Genomic DNA, 14,903 nt, shown 5'->3' with positions numbered 1-14,903 from the left:
TCTTCTTCACCGCAGGGCCTAACGACGAGAACGACGGCATCTTCGGATACCTCGCGAACTTCAATCGGGCCGGCGATCTGGGAGACAACGATCATGACGGTCAGGGAGACGACGATCAGGGAGATGACAATCAGGGTGGGGGGCGTGAGGGCGGGGACGGGCACTAGCGTTTTAAGCAGTTGATATTTATGAAATTCAGCGGGCCGGCAGCGGGGAATCTCCGCTGCCGGCTCTGGCGTTGGTGGCGGCTGAATTTTTGCTGCCGAGCCCGGGGCATCGGTAATCGACGAAACGACGCCGGTATCCGTTTGCAATTTTGTTTTCAATCGATTATTTTCCCTTCATACCGCGAACTTAAAAACCGGGGAGGGTGTTACGTAGGTATATCCACACCACGCTCACGACGTCCGGAAGGAGGGAACAATGAAGTACCGCTCGGGTCCACTGAACACGGTTAAACTGCTCTTCAAGCCGCCGGAGCGGAGATACCGGTTCCTCTGCGCGCGGCGCGCCGATCTCATCTCATTGATTTCCGAAATGGAGAAGAACCGGCGTTTGCAGGCAGCCCCCTGGCAGATCGAATCACTCCGGCAAACCCTGCACACACTCGAAGATCAACTCTCGCGGTCGCTCCGGAAGGTTCCTCCGGGAAGACCCGCGGATATGGCTGCGAGACCGTTCCAGTTTGGCCAAGGCAGGCGCAGGCACCTGGGTCCTGTTTGACCGGGGAAAGCCGGCCGATCGACCCGGGAGCGTCGATCGGACACGTCCACCTGAAGGTATCCGACCTCGAGCGATCGGTTAAGTTCTACACCGAAATCCTGGGCTTCGAAGTAACCACCCGGATGGGGCGCAGCGCCGCGTTCCTCTCTGCCGGAGGATACCATCACCACCTTGCTCTGAACACCTGGGATAGCGAAGGCGGCCCGCCGCCGCCGGCCGGAAGCTCGGGGCTCTACCACCTCGCGATCCTCATGCCGAACCGGAAGGAACTCGCGCGCTCGTTGAAACGATTGACCGACCACTCGTGGCCGATCGACGGGGCCGCCGATCATGGAGTGAGTGAATCAATTTACCTGCGGGACCCGGACCAGAACGGCATCGAGGTCTATGCGGACCGTCCGAAAGAGAAGTGGCCGCGCGACCCCGACGGCAACCTCGTGATGTATACCCGGCCGCTCAACCTCGATTCGCTCCGGGCCGAACTCGGCCATTGACTCTCGCCTGATTTTTAGCTACCATTGGCTCCATGAAACGCGATTTTCTCAGCATCGCCGACTGGTCGCTTGACGACCACGTCCGGATCCTCGATCTCTCCGCGGAGATCAAAAAGAATCCCCGGAAGTTTAACGCCTCTCTCCAGGGTGATTCGATCGCCCTGATCTTCGAAAAGCAGTCGCTTCGGACGCATGTGACGTTCGAGGTGGGCGTCCACCAGCTTGGAGCGCACCCTGTCTACCTGACACAGTCGGACATCAGCCTCGGCAAGCGGGAGTCGATTTCCGACACCGCGAAGAACCTCGAGCGATGGGTCGGCGGCGTGGTGATCCGGACCTTCGCCCACCAGACCTGCGCCGATCTCGCCGCAGCAATGAGGGTGCCCGTGATAAACGCCTTGACCGATCTGGAGCATCCATGCCAGGCGGTCGCCGATTTTCTGACGCTCAGAGAGAAACTCGGCACGTTCAGGAAGAAGCGGATGGCCTATGTCGGGGACGGCAACAACGTCTGCCACTCCCTTTTTCTCCTCGCGGCGATCGTGGGGATGGACTTCATCGCTTCCACGCCGGAGGGGTATGCTCCCGATCCGAAGCTCTTCGAGCGCGCCTGCTCGATCGGGAGGAAATCAGGCTCCGCGTTGGCGGTTGGCCACGATCCGCTGAAGGACGTGAAGGGCGCAGATGCGGTGTACACCGACGTGTGGACCAGCATGGGGCAGGAAAGCGAACGTGAAAAGCGGCTCGAGAAATTTCGACCGTTCCAGGTGAATTCGGCGCTGATGGCGCGCGCCGGAAAGAACGCGCTGTTCATGCACTGCCTGCCGGCTCACCGCGGCGAGGAAGTCACCGACGAGGTCATCGATTCGCCCCATTCGGTCGTCTTCGATCAGGCGGAAAACCGGCTTCACACCGCCAAGGCGGTCCTCCTTACGGTGCTCGCTACCCCTCCGAACCGGTGACGAGCTTGAAGCCCTTGCCGTGCACGTTGACGATGCTTACACCCGGGTCCTTCTTCAGATAACTCCGGAGGCGCCAGATGAAGACATCCATGCTCCGTCCGTTGAAGTAGTCGTCGCTTCCCCAGATCGATTTCAGCGCAAATTCCCTGTCGAGAGTCTGGTTCTGCCGGAGGCAGAGCAGCCTCAGGAGGTCCGCCTCGCGGTCGGTCAGCTTCTGTTTCTTTCCTTTGAACGCGAGCTGCAATCGCGCGTGGTCGAATGAATACCCCCCGATCGTAAAGACGGTCTGATCCCCCGGACTCTCCCCGGAGGAGGCGCCCGCATTGTCGGCTCGCCTGAGAATCGCCTGGATCCGGAGCGCGAGTTCCTCCATGCTGAACGGCTTGGTGACATAATCGTCGCCCCCGATCCGAAAGCCCTCGATCCGGTCCTCCCTCATTGATTTTGCCGTGAGGAAAATGATCGGGATCCGGTCATCCCGCTCCCGGACCTCGCGCGCGAACGTAAACCCGTCCTTTTTCGGCAGCATCACATCGACGAGGCAGAGGTCGAACTTTTCGTTCTGGTAGGCCCTGGAGCCCTCGTTTCCATCCTTGCACAGCTTCACGTCATAGCCGCGCAGCTGGAGGTTTTCCTGCAGGATGAATCCGAGATTCTGGTCGTCCTCAAGGACGAGCACTCTTTTCGGGCTCTTCGCGTTCAGGACGGTTCCCCCCGCAGCAGAGGGAACGCCAGGTGGAGCGTGGTTCCTGTTCCAAGGTCCCCGGAAATGGAAACCTCCCCGCCCTGGGCTTCCACCATGAGCCGCACGTAGCTCAATCCGAGTCCGAAACCCTTCACGTCATGGACGTTGCCCGTCCGGACTCGGTAATATTTCTCGAACACCTTCTCCCGTTCCTCTTTGCCGATGCCTATTCCCCGGTCGCCGATCTCGATCACGAGGGAATCGCCGGTATTCCTCGTGAGAACCGTGATGGCTGGTGCTTCGGGTGAATATTTGTTGGCGTTATCGAGAATATTGTGGATAATGTTCGCCATATGGACCGGGTCGGCATTCACGGTGAAGGACGCCGCCTCGAGCCGGCACGTGACGGTGCCTCCCTTCGCCTCGACCTGGAGGGCGGTATTCTCCGCCGCGTCCCGGATCAGGGCGTGCATATCGAGGGGAACCAGGCTGAGCTCATAATCGCCTTCTTCGAGCAGCGCCATCTGAAGGATCTTGTCGACCTGTGTTTTCATCCGGATGTTCTCATCACGGATGACGTCCGCGTAGCGGCGGATTTTATCAGTGCGATCGATCACGTCGGGCCGGGTGATCGTCTCCGCCGCCACGGCGATCGTCGAGATCGGCGTCTTGAACTCGTGCGTCATGTTATTGATGAACTCGACCAGGCGCAACGAAAAGTCCTTTTGCCTGACGATCGTCCGGATGGTGTAGCCGAAGCAGAGGATGACCGCCCCCATGAAGAGAACAGTCAGGCCCAGGAACGGGCCCACCTGCTTCAGAAGATAATTGCCCTGCTCCGGGAAAAAGAGGACCAGCTGGTTCCTGCCGGGGATGAGATCGTCCGGAAAAAGCGGATTGCGGAGGGAAGACGACCGCAACTCGCGTTCGTACCCGGCGGGCGCTTGCATGCGGAGGGAGTCGTCCCTCGCTGAAATTACCGCCGAAGCGTACGGGAGATCGATCCCCGACTCCTGAAGCGTCGTCCGGACGACGGAATCGAGCTGCGAAGGGGTGACCCTGCTCTCGATGGGTTGCAGTTCCATGAGCGAAAGATTATCGATCGCCCGGCCGACGATCTCCTCCCGGCGCTCCCGCACCGAGGCGTCTTTCACGACCCGTTCATTGGAACCTCCGACGGCATGGAGCGTGTACGTACTGCTGTCGGCCCGGTATTTTACGACTATTTCCTCGTTCCTGACGCCCGGGTCAAGGTACTGGATCGTGTACTCTCCCGGTTTTTTGTTCTCGTCGACGAGGAGCGTATCGCTCTTCCGGGCGAGGTTGAACACGCGCAACGTGACATGCTGCGGGACGGGAACCGAGTACTGGATCGCGTTCTTCCGGACGCTCAACGGGATCCGTTCCCCGAACGGGGCCCCGTCCTTCATCGGCGTGACTGTGTACTTCTTTTTGATCCCCCGCAACGAATCGGTTTCGACCTGCACGACCATCGTCTTGTTCCCCTGATGCGGAGAACCGAGCGCGACCTGAAAGAAGTTGTCGGCCGCTTCCCCGGCCTCGAGCCGGTGCGCGACCGAGTTCAACGCGGCGTGGACGTTCCGCTCGAACGCCTGCTGCCGGAACTCGTACGCGTTGCGGAGAAGGAAGTACTGCAACACGACGAGGCCCGCAAGCGCGGCGGCGCTCACTCCCGTGATCGCCCATATGGTGGTCCGTTTCAATTTCATATCGCACTCCAATGTAAGAGTTTTGTGCGAATATTACCCGCCCGTTAACACTCGTTAACATCTGCTAACAGAGTTTAACTCGGAAGTGTGCAACTGCGGTGCTATGTTATACGTGTAGTAATGCAAACGGTCACCATTCACTTCCTCCAGGAGTACGCACAATGAAAATCTTCACGGCACCCGTCATCGCGCTCGCCAGCGTGTTCGTCCTTGTTTCCGGGAACTTCCCCTCCGTCGCGCAGCAGCAGGCCCCGGTGCAGGTCAGAAAGATCGAGCGGGGCGGGCCTGGCGTTCACCGCGAGATCGCCGGCGATATCCTCTCCGTGCCCGAGCTCTCTGCGCTCTTCGCGGAGGAGAAGGGGAAAATCGTCGTCGATCACATCATGGAACCGGAGATGCGTGCAAAAGGGTATGAGAAGACGGATCTCGAGGAAGGCGACATGGTCCTCATGGCAAACGGCCGGTCTCTCGGATCCATCGGCGCTCTGAAAGCGCTCTACGACTCCGCGGCGACCGGAGCCACGGTCAAACTCGGCGTCAGGAGAAAGGAAGAGATGCTGATCGCCTCGTTCGTCAAAGCCGACCCGGACAAGCTGCCGAAACTCAAGATGATCGTAAGCCACGGAGGCGACGAAGACATGTTCGGGATTCCCCAGGCGGGACTCATTTTCGGCGACAAGGGGAAAACGGTCGTCGTGCGGGAGGTCTTGTCGAACCCCTCAAGCGAGGTGCGCGGCGAGGCGAGGAAGGGTGATATCGTCGTGAAGCTCAACGGCTCCCCCGTCAACTCCTTGAAAGCGCTCAGGGCCGCCTACGAGAAGCTCGCCGTCGGAGCGAACATCCGGCTGGTCACGAGCCGTTCGGGGAAGGAATCGACGCTCGAGTTCTCGAAACCGAAGGACGAAGGCCGGATGATCATCCGCCGCCAGGGGAACAACTGATGTTTCGGTTCGCGATCCTCGCCGCCCTCCTCGCCTGCGCCCCCGCTATCGCCCCGTTCGGGGGGCTGAGGGCGCAGTCCTCGGGCAGCATGTTCAACCAGCGCGACGATCAGTACAGAGTCCTCGGACTCAAGCGCGCGAAGGAGGCGTACGAGACGGCCGCGAAGGAGTACGACAGACAGAAGATGCTGTTCGAGAAGGGGCTGATTTCCCAGGCGGAGCTCGACCGGAACCGCGCAAACTTTGCGGACGCGGAGGTGAACTACCAGCAATCGCTCCTCGCGGTCCTCTTTGAACAGCAATACGTCACGGTCGTCAAGGCGGTCAAGTACCAGTCGCCGGACGGCACGAAGCGCGTCCGCCTCCAGCTCTCCAACGCTTCGGGCGGGAGCGCGGAGTTCCGCAAGCTGATCAATCTCGACGACGCGCTCTTCCGTTCCCTCCAACCCGACATCATCAACGACGTCTACGTGTCGCTTCTCAATAACGACAACGCCGTCATCGGGAAGCCCTACGAGTCGAAGATCGACCAGCTGAAGCACGGGGAACCCGCGCAGCTGGAATTCGCGCTCCTTCAGGACCTCGATATCGTGACGGTGAACATCATTTACGGCAAGGGGACGCAGCGGGCCCTGAAGGTGTTCCTCGAAAAGGATGCGACCGTCAATAAAGTCCTCGTCCAGTCGACGCAGTTTTCGCAGGAGGCGGAGCTCGGCAAGGCCGCCTCCTTCGATCTAACGCTGGAGTTGTTCGGCGGCCTCGGAAGCACGTTCAACCTCGAGGTCGCAAACCTGCCCGGGCAGGTCAACCGTACCTTCCGGGATCCGGCCGGCGGGGCGCGCCTGAACCAGTTCAAATTCACGGAGACCACCAATTCCCGCAAGGCGGCCCTCGACATCTCGCTCCCGGACCGGCCCACCGAAGCCATCCCGATGGACCGCCCCATCAAGTTTTTCGTCCTGGTGATACCTTCGGAGCGGATGGGCGAATTCAAGGACCTTCAACGGCGGCAGTGGAGCGAAGAGGAGATCGGGAAACTCCGCATCGGGTACGTGAAACTGGAGCTGGTCCCGCGCGGCACGGGGCGGCTTCTCGTGCGCGCGCAACAGCTCTATTTTTCGATCAACTCGGCCGGCGCAGTGGACATGACGATCGAGCTTGTGAACGAGGGCTCGCGCAGGCTCGATGACGTCGAGATCAACGCCGATCTTCCCCTGAACTGGTCCAAGGCCATCGAGCCGGCGGTCATCAACGCGCTCGACATCGGCGAAGAAAAGAAGGTCCATCTTCATTTCACCACGCCCCAGGAGATCGGGGTCGGGAGGTACGATATCCGCCTCCGGACGAGCGGCCTGACCGACAACCAGCCTGTGACGGGTGAAGACAAAACGGTCACCGTGGAAGTCCAGGCGCAGGCGAGCATCCTCGGCACGCTCCTCCTGGTGATCCTGATCCTCGGCCTCGTGGCGGGCATGGTGGTGTTCGGGATACGGCTCTCGAAGAAGTAACGCCGGCACGGAACACGGCCGGGATACAATGGAATTCACAACCATATCGGAGAACTTGCTGTGACTGAACAACAACGGCCCATCCTTGAAGCGGTCTCGCTCACGAAACGATACGAAGACGGGGCGCTCGCGCTCGACCACGTTTCCTTCAACGTCCCCTCCGGGCGCATCTATGCGATGCTGGGCGGGAACGGCGCGGGCAAAACCACGACGATCAATATCTTCCTCAATTTTATCGATCCGACCGGGGGAGAAGCCCGGATCGACGGCTTCGTGACGCACAAAGAACCCCTCCGGGCGAAGGAGCACGTCGCCTACGTCTCAGAGCATGTCATGCTCTACACCAACTTCACCGCGATTCAGAACCTTGAATACTTCGCGAAGCTCGGGGGGAAGTACTCCTACACGAGGGACAATTACCGCGAGGCGTTGATCCGCGTCGGCCTCCCGGAGGAGGCGCATAACAAGCGGCTCAAGACCTATTCGAAGGGAATGCGGCAGAAGTGCGGGATCGCCATCGCGATCCTGAAGGATGCGAGGGCGATTCTGCTCGACGAGCCGACGGCGGGCCTCGACCCGAAAGCCGGGTTCGAGTTCCTGCAGCTGCTCCTCTCCCTTCGCGCCGAAGGCAAGGCGATTCTCATGTCCACGCACGACATCTTCCGCGCGAAGGAAGTTGCGGATACGATCGGCATCATGAACCGCGGATCGCTGGTCATGCAGCGCGAAAAAAACGAGCTCGCCGGCGAGAGCCTCGAAAGCATCTACCTCCATTATATGGCGGGCTCGGTCGAGCAGGCGGCATGAAACAGAAAATCCGACAGGGGGTAGTGCCTCAGTCTGACCGACTCTCTCCCCAGCTCGTCATGCTGACATGCTTTTGGTCAGCATCTTTCAACTCTTTTAGAAAGATCCCGACCTGAAACATGTCGGGATGGCGGCAAAAGATGAACATGCGGCACTATCGACAGGGGTTAAGCTTATGATACGATTAATTATAGAAAAAGAGCTCCGGGAGGTGATCGGGTCGACGAAATTCGCCGTCACGTTCGGAGTCTGTTCGCTCCTGATCATCCTTTCCTTCCTGATGGGAGCGCGCAACTACCGGATGTGGTCCCGCCAGTATGAAGCGGCGAAGAGAGAAAACCTCCGCCAGCTCGAAGGGCTCACGGACTGGTTCTCCGTGCAGCACAACAAGATCTACCTCCCGCCGCAGCCGCTTGCCGCGCTCGTCACAGGAATCTCGAGCGACATCGGCCGGACCGTCGAGGTGCGCGGGCGGGGCGAATTGACCGCGGACGACAGCCGCTTTAACGAGGTGCCGATTTTTGCCATCTTCCGTTTTCTCGACCTCGATTTCATCTTTCAGATCGTCCTCTCTCTCTTCGCGATCCTGTTCGCCTACGACGCCATCAACGGGGAGAAGGAGCGCGGAACGCTGAGGCTTTCGTTCGCGAACCCCATCCCCAGGCACACGTATATCCTGGGCAAGCTCGGCGGGGCGTGCATCGGGCTCGGGGCCCCCCTGCTCGTCCCGATCCTCATCGGGTGCGCCCTTCTTCCGGTGCTCGGCGTCCCGATGTCGGGGGGCGATTGGACGAAGCTCTCCCTTATTCTTGCGGCGGGGCTTCTCTATTTCGGCGTCTTCCTCTCTCTCTCGGTGATGATCTCCAGTTTCACGAAGCGCTCGGCGCATTCGTTTCTCATCCTCCTCGCCGTCTGGATCCTCGCGGTCCTGATCACCCCCCGGCTCGCCATCATTCTCGCCGGACGGGCCGTCGAAGTCCCTTCGGTCGACGAGGTCGCATCCCAGAAAGGGAGGTACAGCGCACAGCTCTGGGGCGAGGACCGGAAGAAAATGGCAGCGTACAAGCCCGAGGCGGCCGGCGCCGACCCTTCGGTGATGATGCAGCGCTTCAACAAGTTTATGCAAGACATCGCCGACGAGCGCGACAAGAAAATGGAGGAATTCAACGGGCGGCTGAACGAACTCCGGGAAAACTGCCGCCGCATGCAGCAACGGCTCGCGCTCTGGATCGCCCGGCTTTCCCCCGCGGCCACCTTCAGCCTGGCGGCGACCTCCCTGGCGGGAACGTCGCTGACGCTCGAACACCAGTACATGGATGCCGCGACGGCCTATCAAAAGGTCCTGGCGCAATTCATGAAAAATAAAACCGGCATGGTCGCCGGGGGACGCATGATGATCATGCGCAACGCCGTCGAGGACGGCAAAAAGCCGGAACCGATCAATCCGAACGAACTGCCGGAGTTTACCTATCAGCCGGCGTCCCTCGCATCGGTCGTGGGCGAGAGCCTCCCCGATCTCGCGTTGCTCTGCCTGTTTAACATCCTCTTCTTCCTCGGGTCGTACCTGGGGTTCATGCGCTACGACGTGAGGTGATGACCATGAACGAATCCAATTCCAACGCCGCGCGGGCTGCCAGGATCTCGACGCTCATCCGGAAAGAGCTGAAGAACATCCTGCTCAGCCCGAAATTCGCCGTCACGTTTAGCCTCTGCGCGGTACTCCTTCTCCTCAGCGTCTACGTCGGCATCCGGGAATATCAGGCTTCGGCGCGGCAGTACGCGACCTCGACGCAGCTGGTCGGCGAGGAGCTCCGGGAACAGTCTCACTGGATGGCGTTGAACAACCGCACCTACCGGGAACCCGACCCGATGCAGATCTTCGTCTCCGGCATCAGCAACGACATCGGACGGTGGTCGAGCATCTCGCAACAGGAACCGGTGAAGCTGCGGCAGAGCGTCTATTCCGACGACCCGATCTTCGCGCTCTTCCGTTTTTTCGACTTCGGGTTCATCGTCAAAATCGTCCTCTCTCTCTTCGCATTTCTTTTCACCTACGACGCGATCAACGGCGAACGGGAGTCGGGGACCCTGGCGGTGACATTCGCCAACCCCCTTCCGAGGGCGCGGTATCTGATCGGGAAGTTGATCGGATCGTGGCTCGGCCTCGTCATCCCCCTGACCGTTCCCGTGGCGCTCTCGCTGCTTCTTCTCCTCCTGTTTGCGGTGCCGTTCGGAGGCTCAGAGTGGGCCCGGCTGCTCCTCTTGCTGGGGGTTTCCGCCGCCTACTTTACGTTCTTCATCGCGTTCGGGCTTCTCGTCTCCACGCTGACCAGACATTCGAATATCGCCTTCCTGATCTGTCTCGTCGCGTGGATTACGTTCATTCTCGTCCTTCCGAGGGCCGGGGTCGCGGTGGCGAGCCAGACGGTCTCCGTTCCGACGGTGGCGGAGGTGGAGGCGCAAGAGGACGCCTACGCGAAAGATCGCTGGAAAGAGCATGGGGCGGAGTTTGAAAAACGACTCCGGGAGCGCCAGGCCCTCACAAGCTCGATGTCGAAGGAGGAACGCGAGAAATCCGACAACGATCACCTCTGGGGGTGGATGGAGGAAGACGACGCGAAACGCAAGGAAGTGCAGAGAAGCATCGACGATTACGGGATCAGGCTCCAGGAGGACCTCCGGAACCGCGAGCGCGAGCAGGAACAGCTCGCGTTTATCCTCTCCCGCTTCTCACCGGCGTCGGCCTACGAGCTTGCGCTCCTGGACATTGCCGGGACGAACATCGACCTCAAGTCGCGGTACGAAGACGCGATGCGATCCTACCGGACGGCCTTCAATTCCTACACCGACCGGAAGCAGAAGGAATCGGGGGACATCGGCGGCGTCCGGGTCACCATGGACAGCCAGACGGGTCTGACCATCACAACCCCCCGGGAAAAAGGATCGCTCGATCTGACCGGTATGCCGCGCTTCGTCAAACCGCAATCCGGCTCGAAATTTCCTCTCGTCGATACCGGAATCCTCATCCTCTTCACCCTCCTCTCGTTCGGAGCCTCCCTCTTCGCCTTTTCCCGCTACGACCTCCGGTCGTAGGCCCGGTACTGGCAGGCGCAGGCTTTAGCCTGCGTTAAACTGGACGCTTTAAGTTTGGCAGGTTGCTCGCCGTAGGGGCGACGCATGCGTCGCCCGAATGGGTCATCGAATCATCTGAACTTCCGGGCGGGGCATGCCCCGCCCCTACAAAGGCACGCGACCTGAAGGTCGCGCCTACCGATGCCTGGGGTTCCTCGTTCGGCCGCTTCGCGGCATTGATTTGCGTTCCCACGCAGAGCGTGGGAACGAGAATATTTCATTGTCATCCTGAGGAAGCGGAGCGACCGAAGGATCTGGCTTTTTGGATCCAATAGGTGCAGAGATCCTTCGCTGCGCTCAGGATGACATTGGGCCGGCCCCCGGAGAGTTTGACCCTTGGGCGATAATTGGTATATTTGCTCAGTTAAAGAGCACGTGCGGGGAGCGCCGGCGGTTCCAGGCCAACGTCTGACAGCCTCTCATCGGAGATACTTCATGCCTTCAATCCTTCAAAACCATTATGTGCTGGCCGTCCATGATCTCGGCGCCTCATCCGAATTCTTTCAGAAGCTGGGATTCGCCGTGGTGCTGGAGCCGGAAGGCTGGGTGTTCGTCAAGCGGGATAATTGCATGGTAATGCTGGGTGATTGTCGCGACTCCCTGCCTGCGAGCTCGCTGGGAGATCACAGCTACTTCGGATATCTGCGCGTCGATGATGCGGACGCGTACTATAAAGAGATCAAATCGAAGGGCGTCACGATCCTCTCGCCGCTCCAGGACAAGCCGTGGGAGATGCGGGAGTTCGCGGTGCGGTCTCCCGAGGGCCACAGGATTACAATCGGCCAATTCATCGGAAAAGAGAAATGACGAGCCGGTTTCTCCGATTGCGGCTCGGATGTCTCTCTTCGTCGTTCTTTGCGTTACAGCTGCTTGCCCCGCCGGCCCATTCCCAGTGGTCGCATGATCCCCATGTGAACAACCCGGTTTGCACCGCGGCGGGCTTTCAATCCGAACCGTCGATCGTGACCGACGGATCGGGAGGGGCAATCATCTCGTGGGTCGATTATCGGCGGGCAGTCGATAGCGCAGACATCTACGCCCAACGGATCGATGCGGCGGGAGCGGTCCGATGGACAGCGGACGGCGCCTCCATCTCCACGGCCGGGGTCACTCTGGGTATCCCCTCAATTTCCGAGGACGGAACCGGTGGCGCCGTCGTCGCGTGGGAAGACAATCGAAATGGGGCGATTTCCGACGTCTTCGCCCAGCGCATCGACAGCGCAGGGAACACGCACTGGGGATCGAACGGTCTTCTCATCTCGACAGGCTCCAGTTTCGTGTTGAGCCATTCACCCGCCGTCGCGGGCGACGGGGCGGGAGGTGCCATCGTGACATGGCGGGACGTCCGGAGCGGTTCAAATTACTATGATATCTTCGCCCAGCGTCTGAATCCCGCGGGCGACGCGCAGTGGGACGTGAACGGAATGGCGATATGCTCGGCAGAGGGGGCTCAAAACTCTCCGGCGATCGTGTCGGACGGCGCCGGGGGCGCCATCATCTCATGGGAAGACATCCGCAGCGGCACAAACTACGACATTTACAGCCAGCGCGTCAATGCCGCGGGCCTGGTCCAATGGGTGCCGGATGGGGTTCCGGTGTCGAGAGCCACGAACGACCAGAGGGCTCCGATTGCCGCTCTCGGCGACGGAACCGGCGGGGCCATTTTCGCCTGGAACGACCAGCGGAGCGTATCGGATGAAGATATTTATGCCCAGCGCATCGACAGCTCCGGGGTCACGCTTTGGGACACGAACGGCGTGGCAATCTCCGCGGCCGGCGTGGATCAGGCTTTTCCCATTATCGTCAGCGACGGGAGAGGAGGCGCTATCGTCGCCTGGTCGGACGACAGGGCGGGCACCTATGACGCATTCGTCCAACGCGTCAATTCGGCCGGGACGGTCCAGTGGACTGCCGATGGCGTGGAAGTGAAGTCGGTGGTGAGCTCTCCCGAGGTCACAATTGACGGAACGGGAGGTGCCATCGTCACCTGGTACAAGTTTGGCGACGTCTACGCCCAGCATGTCGACTCGTCAGGAATCCTGAAGTGGGATACAAGCGGGGTCGCAATCTCCATCGCGGCGGGCGGCCAGTCGAATCCGGTCATCGTTGACGACGGAACCGGAAGCGCCATCATCGCATGGACAGACGGCCGCAACGGCACAGACGGCGACATTTATGCGCAGAAGGTGGGCTCCGATGGAACGTTGGGGGAGGTGACGGACGTACTCGAGCGCCCGGTGCGAACTCACGGCTTCACGCTTCATCAGAATTATCCGAACCCGTTCAATCCCCGAACGGCCATCAGGTATGAGCTTCCGGGCTCCTCGCACGTGACCCTGGCCGTGTATGACGTGCTGGGCCGGGAAGTTGCTCTGCTGGTGAATGAGACGCAACCGGCCGGGGCGCATGTTGCGAGTTTTGAAGCGACGAGCCTGTCGAGCGGAGTCTACTTCTACCGGCTTCACGCGGGGAGGTTTATCGATACGAAGAGGTTGCTTCTGGTCAGATAGAAGCGCAATTCAGCCGAAGGAAATCCGATGACCGAGAATCAGTTCCGCGCCATGGCGTTGAGCCTTCCGGAAGCCACGGAGGCCTCCCATATGGATCATCCCGACTTCCGCGTCTCTGGGAAAATCTTCGCGACGCTCGCCTACCCGGACAAGTCCCGCGGCATGGTGAAGCTCTCTCCAAAGCAACAAACGTTCTTCATGGAAGAAGAACCTGACGCGTTCACACCCGCCCAGGGCGCCTGGGGCCGTCAGGGTGCCACCTACGTCTCTCTCCGGAATGTGACGCGGAAGACCATGAAAAAAGCGCTTGAAGCGGCATGGACGAACAACGCGCCAAAGCGGCTTTCGTCAAGGGTTCACGGCCAGGTGGACTGAACCGGCAACGATCAATAGGAGATCAATCAATGCGAATATCTTTCACGCTCAGAACGATCATCATCCTGCTCCTTTGCGCCTCCACTGGCCCCTCCGCCTCCGCGCATCCCGGCTCCGGTATCGTCGTCGACAAGCACGGACAGGTGTTCTTCACGGACACGGGCCGCGGTGTCTGGAAGATCGATACCCTGGGTCGTCTCACCTATGTGCCCGCTTCCCGGTGGCACTGGATGGCCATCGATGAAACCGGGTCGTTCGAGTCCTCTGAGAAGAGTTTTGCGGGATGGTTCGAGCGGGTCACGCCGCCGCATACCAAACCCGTGCTGATCATGTGCTCCGATTTTCCTCTCACGATAGGCCGGGACGGCAATCTTTATTATGCCGATACCCGGCGCAGTTCTCCCGGGATCGTGAGGAGAAAACCTGACGGCACGGAAACGAGCATCGCGCGCGGCGAGAAGTATCTTGGCGTGAGCGGCATAGCCGCCGGGCCTGACGGCTCTCTCTATATTACGGATGCCGGCCGACCCGATTCGAATGCGCTCTGCAAGATTTCGCCTGACGGAACCGTCTCGACGATCGCCGGCGTTTTGGTAGGAAAGGGCGTCGCACGCGATATTCCGCCTGCGACTGACCCCGGTTACTGCCGTGGTTTGGCTGTCGATTCAGGGGGATATGTCATCGTGGCCGCCACCGGTAGCCGCCGGGTGCTCAAGGTCAGCCCGCGAGGTGCCGTGAGCACGGTTCTGGAAACGGAGAGCCCGTGGTCACCGACGGGTGTAGCGCTCTACCGGGGTGAAATCTATGTGCTGGAATGGCGCGATTCTCCTCCCGACCAGACGGAGGTCCGCCAGGCGTGGGTTCCCCGCGTCAGGAAAATCGGACGCGACGGAAAGGTCGCGACCCTGGCGACCGTCTCGCGGTAAGCAAAACCGCCGGGAGTAGCCGGGAACAAGCGTTCTTCTCCACCAATTCCAGCCGTAGTTACCCGCCTGTGGCCGGCGCGAATGCCGGCATTAAACGACCCCCGCCCTCA

General features: G+C 60.3%; 15 protein-coding genes. 12 read left to right on the top strand and 3 right to left on the bottom strand.

Features of this window, described 5'->3' with window-relative positions:
• Nucleotides 1–326, bottom strand: a 326-nt coding sequence (locus VI215_10590) for a hypothetical protein (protein ID HEY6192757.1), incomplete at its 3' end; no start/stop codon positions are given.
• Nucleotides 327–423: 97 nt separating this feature from the next.
• On the opposite strand from VI215_10590, the gene VI215_10585 reads away from it, so the two are divergent.
• Genes VI215_10585 through argF form a run of 3 tightly spaced genes read left to right on the top strand, consistent with a single transcriptional unit; the run spans nucleotide 424 to nucleotide 2,179 of the window.
• Nucleotides 424–723, top strand: coding sequence for a hypothetical protein (locus VI215_10585; GenBank protein ID HEY6192756.1), 300 nt, complete (start codon nucleotides 424–426; stop codon nucleotides 721–723).
• Nucleotides 720–1,217 (top strand): VOC family protein, encoded by a 498-nt coding sequence (locus tag VI215_10580; protein ID HEY6192755.1) that lies wholly within the window; start codon nucleotides 720–722, stop codon nucleotides 1,215–1,217. Before VI215_10585 ends, VI215_10580 begins: the two co-directional genes overlap by 4 nt.
• Nucleotides 1,218–1,249: 32 nt before the next feature.
• The gene (gene argF, locus VI215_10575) at nucleotides 1,250–2,179 is read left to right on the top strand and encodes an ornithine carbamoyltransferase (GenBank protein HEY6192754.1); all 930 of its coding nucleotides are present in this window, start codon (nucleotides 1,250–1,252) and stop codon (nucleotides 2,177–2,179) included.
• Here argF and VI215_10570 read toward each other — a convergent pair.
• Together VI215_10570 and VI215_10565 are read right to left on the bottom strand one after the other, a co-directional pair.
• The gene (locus VI215_10570; protein ID HEY6192753.1) at nucleotides 2,160–2,858 is read right to left on the bottom strand and encodes a response regulator transcription factor; all 699 of its coding nucleotides are present in this window, start codon (nucleotides 2,856–2,858) and stop codon (nucleotides 2,160–2,162) included. The two genes, argF and VI215_10570, sit on opposite strands and share 20 nt — an antisense overlap.
• A gap of 20 nt (nucleotides 2,859–2,878) precedes the next feature.
• Complete coding sequence (locus VI215_10565; GenBank protein HEY6192752.1) at nucleotides 2,879–4,594, bottom strand: HAMP domain-containing sensor histidine kinase; 1,716 nt, start codon at nucleotides 4,592–4,594, stop codon at nucleotides 2,879–2,881.
• A gap of 161 nt (nucleotides 4,595–4,755) precedes the next feature.
• On the opposite strand from VI215_10565, the gene VI215_10560 reads away from it, so the two are divergent.
• The 9 genes from VI215_10560 (at nucleotide 4,756) to VI215_10520 (ending at nucleotide 14,793) form a co-directional block, all read left to right on the top strand.
• Nucleotides 4,756–5,535 (top strand): PDZ domain-containing protein, encoded by a 780-nt coding sequence (locus VI215_10560; GenBank protein ID HEY6192751.1) that lies wholly within the window; start codon nucleotides 4,756–4,758, stop codon nucleotides 5,533–5,535.
• The gene (locus VI215_10555) at nucleotides 5,535–7,043 is read left to right on the top strand and encodes an NEW3 domain-containing protein (protein HEY6192750.1); all 1,509 of its coding nucleotides are present in this window, start codon (nucleotides 5,535–5,537) and stop codon (nucleotides 7,041–7,043) included. Before VI215_10560 ends, VI215_10555 begins: the two co-directional genes overlap by 1 nt.
• A 60-nt stretch (nucleotides 7,044–7,103) precedes the next feature.
• On the top strand, nucleotides 7,104–7,850 hold the full coding sequence (locus VI215_10550; GenBank protein HEY6192749.1) for an ABC transporter ATP-binding protein: 747 nt from the start codon (nucleotides 7,104–7,106) through the stop codon (nucleotides 7,848–7,850).
• Nucleotides 7,851–8,025: 175 nt separating this feature from the next.
• The gene (locus tag VI215_10545; protein HEY6192748.1) at nucleotides 8,026–9,444 is read left to right on the top strand and encodes an ABC transporter permease subunit; all 1,419 of its coding nucleotides are present in this window, start codon (nucleotides 8,026–8,028) and stop codon (nucleotides 9,442–9,444) included.
• Between the two features lie 5 nt (nucleotides 9,445–9,449).
• The gene (locus VI215_10540) at nucleotides 9,450–10,943 is read left to right on the top strand and encodes an ABC transporter permease subunit (protein ID HEY6192747.1); all 1,494 of its coding nucleotides are present in this window, start codon (nucleotides 9,450–9,452) and stop codon (nucleotides 10,941–10,943) included.
• A 474-nt stretch (nucleotides 10,944–11,417) separates the two neighbouring features.
• Complete coding sequence (locus VI215_10535; protein ID HEY6192746.1) at nucleotides 11,418–11,789, top strand: VOC family protein; 372 nt, start codon at nucleotides 11,418–11,420, stop codon at nucleotides 11,787–11,789.
• The gene (locus tag VI215_10530) at nucleotides 11,786–13,492 is read left to right on the top strand and encodes a T9SS type A sorting domain-containing protein (protein HEY6192745.1); all 1,707 of its coding nucleotides are present in this window, start codon (nucleotides 11,786–11,788) and stop codon (nucleotides 13,490–13,492) included. Before VI215_10535 ends, VI215_10530 begins: the two co-directional genes overlap by 4 nt.
• Before the next feature lie 27 nt (nucleotides 13,493–13,519).
• Nucleotides 13,520–13,867 (top strand): MmcQ/YjbR family DNA-binding protein, encoded by a 348-nt coding sequence (locus VI215_10525; protein ID HEY6192744.1) that lies wholly within the window; start codon nucleotides 13,520–13,522, stop codon nucleotides 13,865–13,867.
• A gap of 29 nt (nucleotides 13,868–13,896) precedes the next feature.
• On the top strand, nucleotides 13,897–14,793 hold the full coding sequence (locus VI215_10520) for a hypothetical protein (protein ID HEY6192743.1): 897 nt from the start codon (nucleotides 13,897–13,899) through the stop codon (nucleotides 14,791–14,793).
• Nucleotides 14,794–14,903: the final 110 nt, after the last annotated feature.

This window comes from Bacteroidota bacterium, from assembly GCA_036522515.1.
In the GTDB taxonomy this organism is placed as follows: Bacteria; Bacteroidota; Ignavibacteria; order UBA10030; family SZUA-254; genus VBOC01.
Note: the sequence above shows the minus strand (reverse complement) of the source record. Positions and strands in the feature narration are given on the sequence as shown.

Bases quoted from the DNA above. Each gene is read 5' to 3' on its own strand.
- VI215_10540 (HEY6192747.1), top strand. From the start codon at position 9,450: ATGAACGAATCCAATTCCAACGCCGCGCGGGCTGCCAGGATCTCGACG.
- VI215_10560 (HEY6192751.1), top strand. From the start codon at position 4,756: ATGAAAATCTTCACGGCACCCGTCATCGCGCTCGCCAGCGTGTTCGTC.
- argF (HEY6192754.1), top strand. From the start codon at position 1,250: ATGAAACGCGATTTTCTCAGCATCGCCGACTGGTCGCTTGACGACCAC.
- VI215_10520 (HEY6192743.1), top strand. From the start codon at position 13,897: ATGCGAATATCTTTCACGCTCAGAACGATCATCATCCTGCTCCTTTGC.
- VI215_10585 (HEY6192756.1), top strand. From the start codon at position 424: ATGAAGTACCGCTCGGGTCCACTGAACACGGTTAAACTGCTCTTCAAG.
- VI215_10555 (HEY6192750.1), top strand. From the start codon at position 5,535: ATGTTTCGGTTCGCGATCCTCGCCGCCCTCCTCGCCTGCGCCCCCGCT.
- VI215_10525 (HEY6192744.1), top strand. From the start codon at position 13,520: ATGACCGAGAATCAGTTCCGCGCCATGGCGTTGAGCCTTCCGGAAGCC.
- VI215_10565 (HEY6192752.1), bottom strand. From the start codon at position 4,594: ATGAAATTGAAACGGACCACCATATGGGCGATCACGGGAGTGAGCGCC.
- VI215_10530 (HEY6192745.1), top strand. From the start codon at position 11,786: ATGACGAGCCGGTTTCTCCGATTGCGGCTCGGATGTCTCTCTTCGTCG.
- VI215_10545 (HEY6192748.1), top strand. From the start codon at position 8,026: ATGATACGATTAATTATAGAAAAAGAGCTCCGGGAGGTGATCGGGTCG.
- VI215_10535 (HEY6192746.1), top strand. From the start codon at position 11,418: ATGCCTTCAATCCTTCAAAACCATTATGTGCTGGCCGTCCATGATCTC.